Annotated in this window: 15 protein-coding genes; 13 read left to right on the top strand and 2 right to left on the bottom strand. The window is 72.0% G+C overall.

Translation table 11 applies throughout. The features are described 5' to 3' along the window. Positions 1-2: 2 nt before the first annotated feature. The 9 genes from ruvC (at position 3) to KCH_RS06560 (ending at position 9965) form a co-directional block, all read left to right on the top strand. Positions 3-629 carry a crossover junction endodeoxyribonuclease RuvC gene (gene ruvC, locus KCH_RS06600; RefSeq protein WP_035860089.1) on the top strand — a complete coding sequence of 209 codons (627 nt, stop codon included), beginning with the start codon at positions 3-5 and terminating at the stop codon, positions 627-629. A 35-nt stretch (positions 630-664) separates the two neighbouring features. Next, a complete protein-coding gene (gene ruvA / locus KCH_RS06595) occupies positions 665-1276 on the top strand; it encodes a Holliday junction branch migration protein RuvA (RefSeq protein WP_035860087.1) in 612 nt (203 codons plus the stop codon). A gap of 60 nt (positions 1277-1336) precedes the next feature. Then, entirely contained in the window at positions 1337-2410 is a 1074-nt protein-coding gene (gene ruvB / locus KCH_RS06590) for a Holliday junction branch migration DNA helicase RuvB (RefSeq protein ID WP_035860084.1), read from the top strand. 184 nt (positions 2411-2594) lie between these two features. Next, positions 2595-2984 (top strand): preprotein translocase subunit YajC, encoded by a 390-nt coding sequence (yajC, locus tag KCH_RS06585; protein ID WP_035860082.1) that lies wholly within the window; start codon positions 2595-2597, stop codon positions 2982-2984. A 155-nt stretch (positions 2985-3139) separates the two neighbouring features. Next, entirely contained in the window at positions 3140-4915 is a 1776-nt protein-coding gene (gene secD, locus KCH_RS06580; protein ID WP_035860079.1) for a protein translocase subunit SecD, read from the top strand. Between the two features lie 3 nt (positions 4916-4918). Continuing rightward, positions 4919-6019, top strand: coding sequence for a protein translocase subunit SecF (gene secF / locus KCH_RS06575; RefSeq protein ID WP_035860076.1), 1101 nt, complete (start codon positions 4919-4921; stop codon positions 6017-6019). Positions 6020-6043: 24 nt separating this feature from the next. Continuing rightward, complete coding sequence (locus tag KCH_RS06570; RefSeq protein ID WP_035860074.1) at positions 6044-6598, top strand: adenine phosphoribosyltransferase; 555 nt, start codon at positions 6044-6046, stop codon at positions 6596-6598. A gap of 198 nt (positions 6599-6796) precedes the next feature. Next, positions 6797-9085: a RelA/SpoT family protein gene (locus KCH_RS06565; protein ID WP_035860071.1), complete on the top strand. Its 2289-nt coding sequence runs from the start codon at positions 6797-6799 to the stop codon at positions 9083-9085. Between the two features lie 97 nt (positions 9086-9182). Further along, positions 9183-9965 (top strand): hypothetical protein, encoded by a 783-nt coding sequence (locus KCH_RS06560; RefSeq protein ID WP_157031922.1) that lies wholly within the window; start codon positions 9183-9185, stop codon positions 9963-9965. Positions 9966-10058: 93 nt separating this feature from the next. On the opposite strand, the gene KCH_RS06555 is transcribed toward KCH_RS06560, so the two are convergent. Together KCH_RS06555 and KCH_RS06550 are read right to left on the bottom strand one after the other, a co-directional pair. Next, a complete protein-coding gene (locus KCH_RS06555; protein ID WP_035860068.1) occupies positions 10059-11288 on the bottom strand; it encodes a DUF349 domain-containing protein in 1230 nt (409 codons plus the stop codon). Between the two features lie 205 nt (positions 11289-11493). Then, entirely contained in the window at positions 11494-12246 is a 753-nt protein-coding gene (locus KCH_RS06550) for a peptidylprolyl isomerase (RefSeq protein WP_035860066.1), read from the bottom strand. A gap of 225 nt (positions 12247-12471) precedes the next feature. Between KCH_RS06550 and KCH_RS06545 the strand changes: the two genes are divergently transcribed. From KCH_RS06545 to KCH_RS06530, 4 genes are all read left to right on the top strand, one after another. Further along, positions 12472-13179 carry an MBL fold metallo-hydrolase gene (locus KCH_RS06545; protein WP_035860063.1) on the top strand — a complete coding sequence of 236 codons (708 nt, stop codon included), beginning with the start codon at positions 12472-12474 and terminating at the stop codon, positions 13177-13179. Positions 13180-13190: 11 nt separating this feature from the next. After that, entirely contained in the window at positions 13191-14453 is a 1263-nt protein-coding gene (gene hisS, locus KCH_RS06540) for a histidine--tRNA ligase (protein WP_035860062.1), read from the top strand. Continuing rightward, positions 14450-16240 carry an aspartate--tRNA ligase gene (aspS, locus tag KCH_RS06535; protein WP_035860060.1) on the top strand — a complete coding sequence of 597 codons (1791 nt, stop codon included), beginning with the start codon at positions 14450-14452 and terminating at the stop codon, positions 16238-16240. Before hisS ends, aspS begins: the two co-directional genes overlap by 4 nt. Positions 16241-16382: 142 nt before the next feature. Further along, positions 16383-16889 (top strand): GNAT family N-acetyltransferase, encoded by a 507-nt coding sequence (locus KCH_RS06530; protein WP_035860057.1) that lies wholly within the window; start codon positions 16383-16385, stop codon positions 16887-16889. Positions 16890-17087: the final 198 nt, after the last annotated feature.

Below are 17087 nucleotides of genomic sequence, written 5' to 3'. Positions count from 1 at the left end.
AGGTGCGCGTACTGGGAGTGGACCCCGGGCTGACCAGGTGCGGCGTCGGAGTCGTCGACGGGCTGCCCGGGCGGCAGCTGAACATGCTCGGCGTGGGCGTCGTCCGGACGCCGCCGGGCGACGAGCTCGGCCCGCGGCTGCTCGCCGTCGAACGCGGGCTGGAGGAGTGGCTCGACCGCTACTCGCCCGAACTCGTCGCCGTCGAGCGGGTGTTCGCGCAGCACAACGTCCGCACCGTGATGGGCACCGCGCAGGCCTCCGCCGTCGCGGTGCTGTGCGCGACGCGGCGCGGCATCCCCGTCACGCTGCACACCCCCAGCGAGGTCAAGGCCGCCGTCACCGGCTCCGGCCGGGCGGACAAGGCCCAGGTCACCGCCATGGTCACCCGGATACTCCGGCTCGACGCCCCGCCCAAGCCCGCCGACGCCGCCGACGCCCTCGCCCTGGCGATCTGTCACATCTGGCGCGGCGGCACCACCAACCGCCTGACGGCGGCCATCCGCGCCCACGAGAGCGGCACGTGGCACACCCCGTCGGCGGACGACCCGCCCGAGCAGCGGGCGGCCGCACCGCGGGCGGCGTACGGCAGAGCGCCCGGTCGTCCGCGCAGTTCCTCGCGCCCCTCGTAGGGCCCACGTTCACCAGAGAAGGAAGTGTGGCGGCCATGATCGCCTTTGTGCAGGGCCCGGTTGCCGTGGTGGGGGCCGGGGTGGCCGTGGTCGAGGTCGGGGGAGTGGGGATGGCGGTGCAGTGCACGCCGTCGACGCTGTCCGGGCTGCGGGTGGGGGAGGTGGCGCGGCTGGCGACCTCGCTGGTGGTCCGGGAGGACTCGCTGACGCTGTTCGGTTTCGCGGACGACGACGAGCGGGCGACGTTCGAGGTGCTGCAGGCGGCGCCGGGCGTGGGGCCGAAGCTGGCGCAGGCGATCCTGGGGGTGCACTCGCCGGAGGCGCTGCGGGTCGCGGTGGCGGCCGGTGACGAGAAGGCGCTGATCGCGGTGCCGGGCATCGGCAAGGCGAAGGCGGCGAAGCTGCTGCTGGAGTACAAGGACAAGCTGGGCGCCCCGCACGGCACGGTGCCGGCGCAGAAGCCGGTCGCGTCCGGTCCCGCGCCGTGGCACGAGCAGCTGCATTCGGCGCTGGTGGGCCTCGGCTACGCTCCGCGGGAGGCGGACGAGGCGGTGTCCCGGGTGGCGCCGGACGCCGAGGCGCAGGCCGTGCCGGACGTGGGCGCGCTGCTGCGCCTCGCCCTGCGCGGCCTGAACCGGGCCCGCTGAGCTGCGCGAACACCAATTTGACGATCCGTCACCATGTCGACAATGGGGAGCCGTTTTCCGATGAGTCCGTACGAGTCCGAGCCCGTTGACCGCCTGGTGACGGCGTCCGCCGACGGCGAGGACCAGGCGGTGGAGGCGGCGCTGCGGCCGCGCCTGCTGGAGGAGTTCATCGGCCAGGAGCGGGTGCGCGAGCAGCTCTCGCTGGTGCTGCAGGCGGCCCGTCAGCGCGGCGCGGCGCCCGACCACGTGCTGCTGAGCGGCCCGCCCGGGCTGGGCAAGACCACGCTGTCGATGATCATCGCGGCGGAGCTGAACGCGCCGATCCGGATCACCTCCGGCCCGGCGATCCAGCACGCGGGCGACCTGGCGGCGATCCTCTCCTCGCTGACCGAGGGCGAGGTGCTGTTCCTCGACGAGATCCACCGGATGTCCCGGCCCGCCGAGGAGATGCTGTACATGGCGATGGAGGACTTCCGGGTCGACGTGATCGTCGGCAAGGGCCCGGGGGCGACCGCGATCCCGCTGGAGCTGCCGCCGTTCACGCTGGTCGGGGCGACCACCCGGGCCGGCCTGCTGCCGCCGCCGCTGCGCGACCGCTTCGGCTTCACCGGCCACATGGAGTTCTACGCGCCGGCCGAGCTGCAGCGGGTGGTGCACCGTTCGGCGGGCCTGCTGGACGTGGAGATCGACCCGGCGGGCGCGGCGGAGATCGCCGGCCGCTCGCGCGGCACGCCGCGCATCGCCAACCGGCTGTTGCGCCGGGTGAGGGATTTTGCGCAGGTCCGTCACGACGGGCTGGTCACCCGGGAGATCGCCGCGCAGGCCCTGGAGGTGTACGAGGTTGACGCGCGCGGACTGGACCGCCTGGACCGGGCGGTGCTGCAGGCGCTGCTGAAGCTGTTCGGGGGCGGACCGGTGGGCCTGTCCACGCTGGCGGTGGCCGTGGGCGAGGAGGCGGAGACCGTGGAGGAGGTCGCCGAGCCGTTCCTGGTAAGGGAAGGACTGCTCGCGCGCACCCCGCGCGGGCGGATCGCCACGGCGGCGGCCTGGCAGCACCTCGGGATGACCCCGCCGCAGTCGGTGCGGGCGCCGCGCGGGGCGCAGTCCGAACTCTGGGCGGACGGCGAGGCGTAACTCGGCTTCCTTATCGGCGGTTTATGTCCATGCCAAGGCTCGCCACTTTCGGCGGCACACTGGCATGCTTGGCGTTGTCCGTTCAGTGCGGGTCGCCTAGACTCCGCCGGACCGCCCCTCTCGCCCGACGGGCCGACGTACACGCACTGGCCGCCTGCCGGGCGGCCGACAAAGGACCCTGGCTGTGAACTTCATCATCCTCCTCCTCCCGCTCCTCGCGATCTTCCTGATGTTCCGCTCGCAGAAGAAGCGGCAGGCGCAGATGCAGAGCATGCAGACCGCTCTGCAGCCGGGTTCGGGCGTCCGCACCATCGGCGGCATGTACGCCCTGGTCAAGGCGGTCAACGACGAGACGGTCGAGCTCGAGGTCGCTCCCGGCGTGGTGGCCCACTACACCAAGGGCGCCATCGCGGCGGTCCTGGAGCCGCTCGAGTACGACGCGATCATCAACGGCCGTCCGGCCGAGGACGAGTCGACCGAGGACGTCGAGGCGATCGAGGACGCCGACGAGAAGCCGCTGAGCCTGTCCAAGGACGAGGCGAAGGCCGACGCCGAGGCTCCCGAGAGCAAGTAGTACGGCCGGGGGGCACTCTCCCTCCGACCAGCGGCACCCGCCGCAAGCCCACAGGACCTCTTGGGCCGCCGTGCGTCCGCCGCTCTCCGGCCCCCGCCCTGCGCGGGGCCGGGGGCGTGGCCGCCGGGCGGCATGGACAGGGAGAAACGAACAAGGTGGCAACACCCAAGTCGCGGTCGCGCGACGGATACCCGGGGAGGGCGCTGGCGCTCATCCTGGTGGTCACCGTCGGCCTGGTGGCCCTCATGTTCGGGACGGGCTACACCAAGCCGCGTCTCGGTATCGACCTCGCCGGTGGCACCAGCGTCACGCTGACCGCCAAGTCGGACGATCCCTCCGCGATCAACAAGGCCAACCTCGACACCGCGGTCGGGATCATCCAGAAGCGCGTCAACGGCATGGGCGTCTCCGAGGCGGAGGTCCAGACCCAGGGCAACAGCAACATCATCGTCAACATCCCCGACGGTGGTAACACGCAGGAGTCCATCGACAAGGTCGGTGACACCGCGAAGCTGTACTTCCGTCCGGTCCTGGCCACCGCGCCGACCGGCGTGAGCGCCCAGCCGCAGCCGAGCACCGCGCCGTCGACGGCGCCCAGCGGCTCGGCCAGCCCGGCCGCCTCCGGCAGCGCCTCCGCGCCCGCGCCGAGCGCCTCGGCCAGCAAGGCCGGCCGTGCCCTGTCCGGCGCCCTGCAGGCCGACCCGAGCACCGCCCCGAGCGGCGCCGCCTCGGCCGCCCCGAGCGCCGCCGCCAGTGCCGCCCCGAGCGCCCCGGCCTCCGCGGCCGACATGACCGCCGCGCTGACCCAGGGCACCGTCCCGGCCGAGCTGCAGCAGCAGTTCGCCGCGCTGGACTGCTCGGTCAAGGAGCAGCGGCAGAACTACCAGAAGACCGACCCGTCGCTGCCGGCCGTGGCCTGCTCGTACGACGCGGAGCAGGGCCTCTGGTACAAGTTCGCGCTCGGCGGCGTCGCCGTGAACGGCCAGGACGTCTCCAAGGCGCAGGCCGTGTACGACACCCAGAGCGGCAAGGGCTGGATGGTCGACCTGTCGTTCAACGACGCCGGCTCCAAGGCCTTCGCAGACACCACCGGCAAGCTCGCCGCCCAGCCGACCCCGGCGAACCAGTTCGCCATCGTGCTGGACGGCCAGGTCGTCTCGCACCCGTACGTCTCCGAGTCGATCACCGGCGGCAGCGCGGTCATCTCCGGCACCTTCACCCAGAACGACGCCAAGTCGCTGGGCAACGTGCTGAGCTACGGCGCCCTCCCGCTCGACTTCGTGAAGAGCGACGTCACCACCGTCTCCCCGCAGCTCGGCTCCGAGCAGCTGGACGCCGGCCTGGTCGCCGGTCTGATCGGCATGGTGCTGGTGGTCATCTACTCGCTGGTCTACTACCGCGGCCTGGGCCTGATCTCGATCGCCGGCCTGGTGGTCTCGGCGATCCTGACCTGGTCGATCATGAGCCTGCTGGGCGCCGGCGTCGGCTTCGCGCTGAACCTGCCCGCGGTCTGCGGCGCGATCGTCGCGATCGGCATCACCGCCGACTCGTTCATCGTGTACTTCGAGCGCATCCGGGACGAGGTTCGCGAGGGCGCCCAGCTGCGCCCGGCCGTGCAGCGCGCCTGGCCGCGGGCCCGGCGCACCATCCTGGTCTCGGACTTCGTGTCCTTCCTGTGTGCCGCGGTGCTGTACCTGGTGTCGGTCGGCAAGGTGCAGGGCTTCGCCTTCACCCTGGGTCTGACCACGCTGCTCGACGTCGTGGTGATCTTCCTGTTCACCAAGCCGCTGATCACGCTGCTGGCCCGCACCAAGTTCTTCTCGAGCGGCCACCCGTGGTCCGGTCTGGACCCGAAGCGGCTCGGCGCCCGGCCGCCGATCCGCGGCTCGCGCCGCCGCTCCGCCCCCTCCCAGCAGACCCAGGAGGTCTGACCCATGTCGCTCCGCAACATCGGTCACCGCCTCTACCAGGGCGAGGTCTCGTTCGACTTCGTCGGCAAGCGGAAGATCTGGTACTCGATCTCCGCGGTGATCGTCCTGGTGGCCGCGATCGGCCTGGCCATGGGCCTGCACCTGGGCATCGAGTTCAAGGGCGGCTCGGTCTACACCGTGCACAAGCCCGGGCTGTCGGTGTCCCAGGCGAAGGACGCCGCGAACAAGATCACCGGCTCCAACACCGCGCTGGTGCAGACCACGGACAAGGGTGACGTCCGGGTCCAGATCAGCGCCGAGGAGTCGGTGCCGGCGGCGACCTTCACCAAGGAGTTCTCGCAGGCCGTCGGGGTCGAGGAGAAGGACATCAACGCCCAGGTGATCGGCCCCTCCTGGGGTGCCGACATCTCCAAGAAGGCGCTGACCGGCCTGATCATCTTCATGGTCCTGGTCACCGTCTACCTGGCGATCGCCTTCGAGTGGCGGATGGCGCTGGCCGCGCTGGTCGCGCTGATCCACGACCTGCTGATCACCATCGGCGTGTACGCGCTGGTCGGCTTCGAGGTCACCCCGGGCACCGTGATCGGCTTCCTGACCATCCTCGGCTACTCGCTCTACGACACGGTCGTCGTCTTCGACACCGTGAAGGAGAACACGAACGGCCTCGCCAAGCAGTCCCGCCGCACCTACAGCGAGGCTGCCAACCACGGCCTGAACCAGACCCTGGTGCGCTCCATCAACACCACGGTCGTCGCGCTGCTCCCGGTCTCCGCCCTGCTGTTCATCGGCGGCGGCCTCCTCGGCGCGGGCACCCTCAACGACATCTCGCTGGCCCTGTTCATCGGCCTCGCCGCCGGCGCCTACTCCTCGATCTGCGTCGCCACCCCGCTGCTCGCGCAGCTCAAGGAGCAGACCCCGGAGATGAAGGCACTGGCCAAGCGGGTCGCGCAGCGCCGCGCGTCCGAGGCCAAGGCGGCCGAGGAGGCCGCGGCGCGGGGCGAGGACGTGATGATCGACGAGGAGGTTCCGGCAGGTATGGTCGGACAGCGCAACCAGCCGACCAGCCGTACCCGGGGCAAGGGTCGGCCGTCCGGCAAGCGCTGAACCCCGCCTCGTTAAGGAACCCCCGTGACCTCCACCACCGACCCCGCCCTGACCGAGCTGCTCAACAGCCGGATCCGGGACGTGCAGGACTACCCGAAGCCGGGCGTCCTGTTCAAGGACATCGCCCCCCTGCTGGCCGACGCCGAGGCGTTCGGCGCGCTGACCCGGGCGCTGGCCGAGCGGGCGAAGGAACTCGGCGCGACCAAGGTGGTCGGCCTGGAGGCGCGGGGGTTCGTGCTGGCCGCACCCGCCGCGGTCGCGGCCGGACTCGGGTTCGTCCCGATCCGCAAGAAGGGCAAGCTGCCCGGCGACGTGTTCTCCCGCTCGTACGACCTGGAGTACGGGTCGGCGACGCTGGAGGTGCAGTGCGACGCGTTCGAGCCGGGCGAGAAGGTGCTGGTGGTCGACGACGTGCTGGCCACCGGCGGCACCATCGCGGCCTCGCTGGACCTGGTCCAGGAGGCCGGCGCCGAGCTGGTGGGCGTCGTGGTGCTGATGGAGCTCGGCTTCCTGACGGGGCGTGAGAAGCTCGTCCCGCACCTGCACGGTGCGCCGCTGGAGACCCTCGTCGTGGTCTGAGCGCCCACCTGCGTCGGAGCCGCCCGGGAACAGATTCCGTTCCCGGGCGGCTTTCCGCTGTGGGGGGTCGGCCAATCGCGGAAGCCCGTGGTGCCGCCGGTACGATGAAGGTTGATCCGTCTGCACGTAGGAGTGTCCTTGCCCGACGAGGTTGTGCCCACGGCTGCGACTGCCAGTTCCCGTCCCTCGCCGGGCGGGATGCGGGCTCGCCTCGCGCGGCTGGGCGGTCAGCGCAGTTCGATGGTCAACCCGGTCCTGGAACCGCTGTTCCGGACGATCCGGGCCAACGACCCCAAGGCCGACCCGGCCCTGCTCAAGGACATCGAGCGGGCGTACGCGGTGGCCGAGAAGTGGCACCGCGGGCAGAAGCGCAAGAGCGGCGACCCGTACATCACGCACCCGCTGGCGGTGGCGACCATCCTGGCCGAGCTGGGGATGGACGCGCCGACGCTGATGGCGGGGCTGCTGCACGACACCGTGGAGGACACCGACTACGGGCTGGAGACGCTCCGGCAGGACTTCGGCGACTCGGTGGCACTGCTGGTCGACGGCGTCACCAAGCTGGACCGGGTGAAGTTCGGCGAGGCGGCGCAGGCGGAGACCGTCCGCAAGATGGTCGTGGCGATGGCCAAGGACCCGCGGGTGCTGGTGATCAAGCTCGCCGACCGGCTGCACAACATGCGCACGATGCGCTACCTGAAGCGGGAGAAGCAGGAGAAGAAGGCCCGCGAGACGCTGGAGATCTACGCCCCGCTGGCGCACCGGCTGGGCATGAACACCATCAAGTGGGAGCTGGAGGACCTGGCGTTCGCCATCCTCTACCCCAAGATGTACGACGAGATCGTCCGGCTGGTGGCCGAGCGCGCCCCGAAGCGGGACGAGTACCTGGCGACCGTCATCGACCAGGTGCAGGGCGACCTGCGCGGGGCGCGGATCACCGCGCAGGTGACGGGCCGTCCGAAGCACTACTACTCGGTCTACCAGAAGATGATCGTCCGGGGCCGGGACTTCGCCGAGATCTACGACCTGGTGGGCATCCGGGTCCTGGTCGACACCGTCCGCGACTGCTACGCGGCGCTGGGCACCATCCACGCGCGGTGGAACCCGGTGCCGGGGCGGTTCAAGGACTACATCGCGATGCCCAAGTTCAACATGTACCAGTCGCTGCACACGACGGTGATCGGCCCCGGCGGCAAGCCCGTCGAGCTCCAGATCCGCACCTTCGACATGCACCGGCGCGCCGAGTACGGCATCGCCGCGCACTGGAAGTACAAGCAGCGGGCGGTGGCCGGCGCGTCCAAGGTGCGCACCGACACGCCGACCCACAAGCGGCAGCACGACAAGGCCGACGCGGTCAACGAGATGGCCTGGCTGCGGCAGCTGCTGGACTGGCAGAAGGAGACCGAGGACCCGAGCGAGTTCCTCGAGTCGCTGCGCTTCGACCTGTCCAGCAACGAGGTGTTCGTCTTCACCCCCAAGGGCGACGTGATAGCGCTGCCCGCGAAGGCCACGCCGGTCGACTTCGCCTTCGCGGTGCACACCGAGGTCGGGTACCGGTGCATCGGCGCCCGGGTGAACGGCCGGCTGGTGCCGCTGGAGTCGACGCTGGAGAACGGCGACACCGTCGAGGTGTTCACCTCCAAGGCGGAGAACGCCGGCCCGTCCCGGGACTGGCTGAGCTTCGTCAAGTCGCCGCGGGCCCGGAACAAGATCCGCGCCTGGTTCTCCAAGGAGCGCCGCGAGGAGGCGATCGAGCAGGGCAAGGAGGCGATCGCCCGGGCGATGCGCAAGCAGGGCCTGCCGATCCAGCGGATCCTCACCGGGGACTCGCTGGTCACGCTGGCCCACGAGATGCGCTACCCGGACATCTCCTCGCTGTACGCGGCGATCGGCGAGGGCCACGTCGCCGCGGCCGCGATCGTGCAGAAGCTGGTCCAGGCGATGGGCGGCGAGGACGGCGCGGTCGAGGACCTCGCCGAGACCGCCACCCCGTCCCACCAGCCGCGCTCGATGCGCCGCCGGGCCAAGGGCGACCCGGGCATCATCGTCAAGGGCGTCGACGAGGTGTGGGTGAAGCTGGCGCGCTGCTGCACGCCGGTGCCCGGCGACCCGATCGTCGGCTTCATCACCCGCGGCAACGGCGTCTCGGTGCACCGCGCGGACTGCGTCAACGTGGAGTCCCTCCAGCAGCAGCCCGAGCGGATGATCGACGTGGAGTGGGCGGCCACCCAGTCCTCGGTGTTCCTGGTGGCCATCCAGGTCGAGGCGCTGGACCGCTCCCGCCTGCTGTCGGACGTCACCCGGGTGCTCTCCGACCAGCACGTCAACATCCTGTCGGCGGCGGTGCAGACCTCCCGCGACCGGGTCGCGATGAGCCGGTTCACCTTCGAGATGGGCGACCCCAAGCACCTCGGCCACGTGCTGAAGGCGGTGCGCGGCGTCGAGGGCGTGTACGACGTCTACCGGGTCACCTCCGCCCGCAAGTAGCCCCTTCGCCCGGCGCGTCCCGGGCCCCGCGTGCAGGCCGCCCCCGCCCCGCCGACACTGGCCGGGTGGGGGCGGTCGGCTATCTGCGGGAGGCACCGTGCGCGGGACTCGGACGATGACGGCGGCGGGCGCGGCGGCGGCCGCCGTCCTGGCGGCGGGCTGCGGCGGATCGGGCGGCTCCGGCGGACCGGCCGCCGCCGGCAGCCCGGCCGCGGCGACCGCCGCCGCCTCCGACAACGGGGTGGCCGCCCTCCCGGCCGCGGAGATCCTGCAACGGGCCGTGCAGGCGCTCCGGGACGCCAGGTCGGTGCGGGAGACCGGCACGGTCGGCGGCAACGGCATGACGATCACCGTGGACCTGCGGCTGGACGGCGCGGGCAGCTGCGCCGGCACGCTGCGGCAGGCCGGCGTCGGTGGCTTCCAGGTGGTCAAGGCCGGACAGGAGCTCTGGGTCAAGCCCGACCACGCCTTCTGGGAGAACAACGGCGACCCCGCGCTGGCCGAACTGGTCGGCGACCGCTACCTGAAGACCACCAGCGACAACCCGCAGTTCGCCGAGGTCGTCGACCTGTGCGACCTCGGCGCACTGGCCAACCGGCTCGGCTCCGGCGGGAGCGACCTCGCCAAGGGCGCCGCCACCACCGTCCAGGGCCACCGCACGATCCCGGTGACCGGGCACTCCGACACCGGCTCCGGCACCCTGTACGTGGCCGCCGACGGCCCGGCCGTGCCGCTGCGGATGGAGCGGGACACCGGCGGCAGGGTCGACCTCGGCGACTTCGGCACCCCGGTGCCGAGCGCCACCCCCGGACCCGACCAGAGCGTCGACCTGGACCAGTTGCAGCCCGGCGCCTCGCCGTCCGCGCCCGCCTCCGTCTGACCCCCCGGACACGAGCCCCGGGCCCTGGCTCCGGCAAACGCGGAGGGGCCCGGTCGCCGTACGGCGACCGGGCCCCTCCGTGCTGACGTCAGGTCAGGAGCTGAACTCCTGCAGCGACTTCTGCGCCTGGTCGAGCAGCGCCTGACGGCCCGCCAGCTCGGCCTCCAGCTTGGCGGCCCGGGACGCGTTGCCGGCCGCACGGGCCTTGTCCAGGTCGGCCTGCAGCTTGTCGACGGCGGACTGCAGCAGCGCGGTCATGCCGGTGGCGCGGGCCCGGGCCTCCGGGTTGGAGCGCTGCCACTCGGCCTCCTCGGCCTCGCGGACGGCGCGCTCCACCGTGGCCAGCCGGCCGTCCAGCTTCGGACGGGCGTCGCGCGGGACGTGGCCGATGGCCTCCCAGCGCTCGGCGATGTCGCGCAGCGCGGCCTTGGCGGCCTTCAGGTCGGTGATCGGCAGGATCGCCTCGGCCTCGACCAGCAGCGCCTCCTTGGCCTTCTGGTTCTCGCCCTGCTCGGCGTCGCGCTCGGAGAACGCGGCGGACCGGGCCTGGAAGAAGACGTCCTGGGCGCCGCGGAAGCGGGCCCACAGCTCTTCCTCCGCCTCGCGCTGGGCGCGGCCGGCGGCCTTCCAACGGGTCATCAGATCGCGGTAGGCGGCCGCGGTCGGGCCCCAGTCGGTGGAGTCGGCGAGCTGCTCGGCCTCGGCGACCAGCTTCTCCTTGACCGCGCGGGCGTGGTCGCGCTCCGAGTCCAGCGCCGCGAAGTGCGCCTTGCGGTGCTTGGAGAAGACCGAGCGGGCGTGCGAGAAGCGGTGCCACAGCTCGTCGTCGCTCTTGCGGTCCAGGCGCGGCAGCGCCTTCCAGCTGTCGACCAGGGCGCGCAGCCGGTCGCCGGCCTCCCGCCACTGGTTGGAGTCGGCGAGCTGCTCGGCCTCGGCGACCAGCGCCTCCTTGGCGGCGCGGGTCTCCTCCTGGGCCTTCGCCCGGGCGGCCTTGCGCTCGCCCTGCCGGGTCTCGATCTCCCCGGCCAGCGTGTCCAGGCGCTTGGCCAGCGCGGCCAGGTCGCCGACGGCGTGCGCCTCGGCGACCTGCGCCCGCAGGTGGTCCAGCGCGGTCTGCGCCTCCTTGGCGGCCAGGTCGGTCTTGCGGACCCGGTGCTCGAGGAGCGCGGTCTCCGCCTCCAGGCCCTGGAACTTGCGCTCGAAGTAGGCGAGGGCCTCCTCGGGGGAGCCGGCCTGCCAGGAGCCGACCTGGCGTTCGCCGTCGGCCGTCCTCACGTAGACGTTCCCCTGCTCGTCGACACGGCCCCACGGGTCGCTGCTCACAGCGCCTCCTCCACATGACGCCACGCCCACGGGCGGGAGCGTCGTCCACAGTTGATGTGCGGCGGACCGATGGAGTCCGCCGTCCCGAGCCGTCGTTGTCGTGCCGAGGGTGACGGCCGACGGTCTGGGCACCCTATACAACAGCAACATAGGCGACCAGCGCCGGTGCTGTCCGCATCCGGCACCGGTCGATTTTCGCGGCGGGTCAGCCCTTGGCCGCGGTGATGGCCTTGATCTCGACCGGGGTGGCGGGCGCGCCGTCCGAACCGCCGCCCTGCACGCCGGCCCCGGCGATCTTCTGGAGCACGTCCAGGCCGCCGGTGATCTTGCCGAACGGGGTGTAGTTGGGCGGCAGTTGGGTGTCCTTGTAGACCAGGAAGAACTGGCTGCCGTTGGTGTTCGGGCCGGCGTTCGCCATCGCCACGGTGCCCGCCGGGTAGGTCGCGCCGGTCAGGTTCTCGTCCGGGATCTCGTAGCCCGGGCCGCCGGTGCCGGTGCCGGTCGGGTCGCCGCACTGCAGCACGAAGATGCCGTCCGTGGTGAGGCGGTGGCACTTGGTGTTGTCCCAGAAGTGCTCACCGGCCAGGAACACGAAGGAGTTGACGGTGTGCGGGGCCTTCGCCGCCTCCAGCGAGAAGGTCACCTTGCCCGCCGAGGTGTCCAGCGAGGCCGTGTACGGGGCGGCGGTGTCGATCGACATGGCCGGCTCGGCCGTGTACTTGCCGGTCTTCGACGGGGCCGGGGTCGGCGCGGCGGACGCCTTCTTGTCGTCCTTCTTGTCCGAGCCGAACACGCCGGCCGCGGCCGCGCCGGCACCCGCCAGCACCACCACGGCGGCGACCGAGGCCACCACCGCGTTGCGCTTCTTGCGCTGCGCCGCGGCCTTGGCGCGCGCGTCCATCTGGCGCTTGTACTTCTCGCGGGCGAGCTCCCGCCGCCGCTGTTCGCTGCTGACCACCGGGTGTGTCTCCTACTGCGCTCTGGGAGGTGGGGAGTTGTGACTGTCGTGTGCGCATCGTCGCACCCGTCGGCGGCCCAGTGTAAGGACCCCGCGCGTCAGCACGGGATCAACGGCACATGAGAAAGGCCTGAACGCGCGCGGGAACCGGTTCGCCCGCGGCCCCGTGCCGCCGGTAGGCTGCGGGGGAAACAAGACCGCCACCGCATGAAACGAAGGACTCGCGTGTTCGTCGCCGGATTCCCCGCCGGGGCCTGGGGCACCAACTGCTACCTGGTCGCTCCCGCCGCCGGCGAGGAGTGCGTGATCGTCGACCCCGGGCACGAAGCGGCAAGCGGCGTCGAGGAGTTGATCCGCGAGCACCGGCTCAAGCCGGTCGCGGTCCTGCTCACCCACGGGCACATCGACCACATCGCCTCGGTTGTCCCGGTCTGCGGCGCCCAGGGCGTCCCGGCGTGGATCCACCCCGAGGACCGGTACATGATGGCCGACCCGGAGAAGGCCCTCGGCCGCTCCCTCGGCCAGCAGCTGATGGGCTCCCTCACCGTCGGCGAACCGGACGACGTCCGCGAACTGACCGACGGCAGCGTGCTCGAACTGGCCGGCCTGCGGCTCACCGTCGACCACGCGCCCGGCCATACCAAGGGGTCGGTGACGTTCAGGACGCCCGCCGTGACGGACATTCCTCCGGTGCTGTTCTCGGGCGACCTGCTGTTCGCCGGCTCCATCGGGCGTACCGACCTCCCGGGCGGAGACAGCGGAGCGATCATGCGCTCGCTGGCCCGGGTGTGCCTGCCCCTCGACGACGCGACCGTGGTGCTCTCCGGCCACGGCTCCCAGACCACCATCGGCCGAGAGCGCGCCACCAACCCCTACCTCCAGCAGGCAGCGGGGGCGGCCGACGCCCCGGCCTTCCCGCGACGAGGAATGTGACGGAAGAGAAGTTGAGCACCTTCACCGCCCCCAAGGGCACCTACGACCTGCTGCCGCCCAGTTCGGCGACCTTCCTGGCGATCCGCGAGGCGATCGCCGCCCCCGCGCGCCGGGCCGGCTACGGCTACATCGAGACCCCGGTCTTCGAGGACGTGAAGCTCTTCTCCCGCGGCGTCGGCGAGTCCACCGACATCGTCACCAAGGAGATGTACAACCTCACCACCCGCGGCGGCGACGAGCTCGCGCTGCGCCCCGAGGGCACCGCCTCCGTGCTGCGCGCCGCCCTCCAGGCGAACCTGCACAAGCAGGGCAACCTCCCGGTGAAGCTCTGGTACTCCGGCAACTACTACCGCTACGAGCGGGCGCAGAAGGGCCGGTACCGCCAGTTCTCGCAGGTCGGCGCGGAGGCCATCGGCGCCGAGGACCCGGCGCTGGACGCCGAGTTGATCATCCTCGCCGACGACGCGTTCCGCACGCTCGGGCTGTCGAACTACTCGCTGCTGCTCAACAGCCTCGGCGACAAGCAGTGCCGCCCGGTCTACCGCGCCGCGCTGATCGAGTTCCTGTCCGGCCTGGACCTGGACGAGGACACCCGCCGCCGCGCCGAGATCAACCCGCTGCGCGTGCTGGACGACAAGCGCGAGTCCGTGCAGGCCCAGCTCACCGACGCCCCCATGCTGCGGGACTTCCTCTGCGAGGACTGCAAGGCGTACGACGAGAAGGTCCGCGAGCTGCTCACGCTCGCCGGGGTCGCGTTCGTCGACGACCCGAAGCTGGTCCGCGGCCTGGACTACTACACCCGCACCACCTTCGAGTTCGTGCACAACGGCCTCGGCGCGCAGTCCGCGATCGGCGGCGGCGGCCGCTACGACGGCCTGTCCGAGATGATCGGCGGACCGGCCCTGCCCTCGGTCGGCTGGGCGCTCGGCGTGGACCGCACCTTCCTGGCGCTGGAGGCCGAGGGCATCGCCCTCGACCTGCCCGCCGCGACCGCCGTCTACGCGGTGGCGCTCGGCGAGGCGGCGAAGGACCTGCTGTTCGCCAAGGTCGTGGAGCTGCGCCGCGCGGGCGTGCCCACCGACCTGGCCTTCGGCGTCAAGAGCATCAAGAACGCCATGAAGTCCGCCGACCGGTCGGGGGCGCGCTTCGCCCTGATCGCCGGCGACCGGGACCTCGCCGAGGGCGTGGTCCAGCTCAAGGACATGGAGTCCGGCGAGCAGACCCCCGTCGCCCTCGAGGCGCTCGTCACCACCCTGAAGGAGAAGCAGCTGTGATCCGCACGCACGACGCGGGCACGCTCCGACCGGAGCACGCCGGCACCACCGTCACCCTGGCCGGCTGGGTGGCCCGCCGCCGTGACCACGGCGGCGTGGCCTTCATCGACCTGCGCGACGCCTCCGGCACCGTGCAGGTCGTGGTCCGCGACCTGGAGTCGGTGCACGGGCTGCGCTCCGAGTACTGCGTGAAGGTGATCGGCGAGGTCCGGGTCCGCCCCGAGGGCAACGAGAACCCGGACATCCCGACCGGCGCCGTCGAGGTCGTCGTCGAGTCCATCGAGGTGCTGTCCGAGGCCGCGCCGCTGCCGTTCCAGGTCGCCGAGTACGAGCCCGGCTCGGTCAACGAGGAGGTGCGGCTCCGCTACCGCTACCTCGACCTGCGCCGCGAGGGCCCGGCCCGCGCGCTGCGGCTGCGCTCGAAGGTCAACCACATCATCCGCTCGGTGATGGAGGAGAACGACTACCTCGACATCGAGACCCCGTACCTGACCCGCTCCACCCCCGAGGGCGCCCGCGACTTCCTGGTCCCGGTCCGCCTCCAGCCGGGCCACTGGTACGCGCTGCCGCAGTCCCCGCAGCTGTTCAAGCAGCTGCTGATGGTCGCCGGCATGGAGCGCTACTACCAGATCGCCCGCTGCTTCCGCGACGAGGACTTCCGCGCCGACCGGCAGCCGGAGTTCACCCAGCTCGACGTCGAGGCCTCGTTCGTCGACCAGGAGGACATCCTGGCCCTCGGCGAGAAGATCATCGCCCGGATCTGGAAGGAGGTGCACGGGTACGAGATCCCCAACCCGCTGCCCCGCCTGTCCTACGCCGACGCGATGTCCCGCTACGGCTCCGACAAGCCGGACGTCCGCTTCGGGCAGGAACTCACCGACCTGACCGAGTACTTCAAGGGCACCGAGTTCCGGGTCTTCCAGGCCCCGTACGTCGGCGCGGTCGTCATGCCCGGCGGCGCCTCGCAGCCCCGCAAGCAGCTCGACGCCTGGCAGGACTGGGCGAAGGCCCGCGGCGCCCGCGGCCTCGCGTACGTGCTGGTCGACGCCGAGACCGGCGAGCTGCGCGGCCCGGTCGCCAAGAACCTGTCCGAGGAGCACCTGGCCGGCCTGGCCGCCGCCGCCGGCGCCAAGCCCGGCGACGCGGTGTTCTTCGCGGCCGGCAAGAAGACCGCCTCGCAGGAGCTGCTCGGCGCCGCCCGCCTGGAGATCGGCCGCCGCTGCAACCTGATCGACGAGTCCCAGTGGGCGTTCCTCTGGGTCGTGGACTTCCCGATGTTCGAGCCGATCGAGGACGACAAGGGCGAGTTCCAGGGCTGGCACGCGGTGCACCACCCGTTCACCGCGCCCACCGCCGAGTCGCTCGCCACCTTCGACACCGACCCGGGCAGCGCGCTCTCCAACGCGTACGACCTGGTCCTCAACGGCTCGGAGCTGGGCGGCGGTTCGATCCGTATCCACCAGCGCGAGGTGCAGAAGCGGGCGTTCGACGCGATCGGCCTCTCCGAGGAGGAGGCGGCCTCGCAGTTCGGCTTCCTGCTGGACGCCTTCAACTACGGCCCGCCGCCGCACGGCGGCATCGCGCTCGGCCTGGACCGCGTGGTCACCCTGCTGGGCGGCTACGACACCATCCGGGACGTCATCGCCTTCCCGAAGACCTCCACCGGCGGCGACCCGCTGACCGGCGCCCCCACCCCGATCACCCCGGCCCAGCGCCGGGAGGCCGGCGTGGACGCCAAGCCGAAGGAGAAGGACGCCGCCAAGGCGGAGGCCGAGCCCACCGCCTGACGCGCCGTCGGAAACTGACGGCACATCACAAAGATCACGATTCGTTCCGGCCCCGGCCGGTGCGCGCCCACCAGGAGTAGGCTCGCACCGCCCGGGGCCGGATCGCTGCACAACGGGGTGCAGGGCGCAAGAAGGGTCAAGGATGACCGTACGAACCAGAGTCGAACTCCCCACCGACACCGCCGAGACCCGGCGCGTCCACATGGCGGCCTTCCCAGGCCCCGAAGAGGCGGACCTGGTGGACGCGCTGCGCCGCGACGCCGCCTGGCTGCCGGACCTCTCGCTGGTCGCCGTCGACGCCCGGGAGGTCGTCATCGGCCACGCCCTGCTCACCCGGCTGCGGATCGGCAACGGCAAGGGGCTCGCCCTCGCCCCGGTCGCCGTCGCCCCCGAGTGGCAGCGCAAGGGCGTCGGCACCGCCGTCGTCCGGGCCGCGCTGGCCGCCGCCGCGGAGGCCGGCGAACGCGTCGTGGTGGTCCTCGGCGACCCCGGCTACTACGGCCGGTTCGGCTTCGCGCCCGCCTCCGGGCACCGCATCACCGGACCGTTCGACGTCCCCGAGGCGTACTTCCAGGCGCTCGCGCTGCCCGGCGCGGACAGCGTCCCGCACGGCGTGTGCCGCTACCCCGCGCCGTTCACCGAGGTCTGACGCCCCGTCCCCGCGGGCGACCGGCCGCCACCGGCCGCCCGGGACCGCGCCGCTAGGGCCCGTCTTCAAACCCCCGCCTGCCCCACGACGCCCGGCACGCACTCTCGCCGCACCGGGCGAAAGACCAAGTACATCCAGTACGAGGCCTTCCACCCGGCACGCCGAGAGCACGCACCGGACGCCGCGGGCCTGCGACGC

It is taken from the genome of Kitasatospora cheerisanensis KCTC 2395 (assembly GCF_000696185.1).
GTDB lineage: Bacteria > Actinomycetota > Actinomycetes > Streptomycetales > Streptomycetaceae > Kitasatospora > Kitasatospora cheerisanensis.
The sequence above is the reverse complement of the archived record's forward strand: the minus strand, read 5'-3'. Positions and strand labels throughout refer to the sequence as shown.

What these genes read in the sequence shown, in the direction of transcription:
- KCH_RS06530 (WP_035860057.1), top strand. Translation starts at nt 16,383, where the DNA reads ATGACCGTACGAACCAGAGTCGAACTCCCCACCGACACCGCCGAGACC.
- secF (WP_035860076.1), top strand. Translation starts at nt 4,919, where the DNA reads ATGTCGCTCCGCAACATCGGTCACCGCCTCTACCAGGGCGAGGTCTCG.
- KCH_RS06565 (WP_035860071.1), top strand. Translation starts at nt 6,797, where the DNA reads ATGCGGGCTCGCCTCGCGCGGCTGGGCGGTCAGCGCAGTTCGATGGTC.
- ruvB (WP_035860084.1), top strand. Translation starts at nt 1,337, where the DNA reads ATGAGTCCGTACGAGTCCGAGCCCGTTGACCGCCTGGTGACGGCGTCC.
- ruvA (WP_035860087.1), top strand. Translation starts at nt 665, where the DNA reads ATGATCGCCTTTGTGCAGGGCCCGGTTGCCGTGGTGGGGGCCGGGGTG.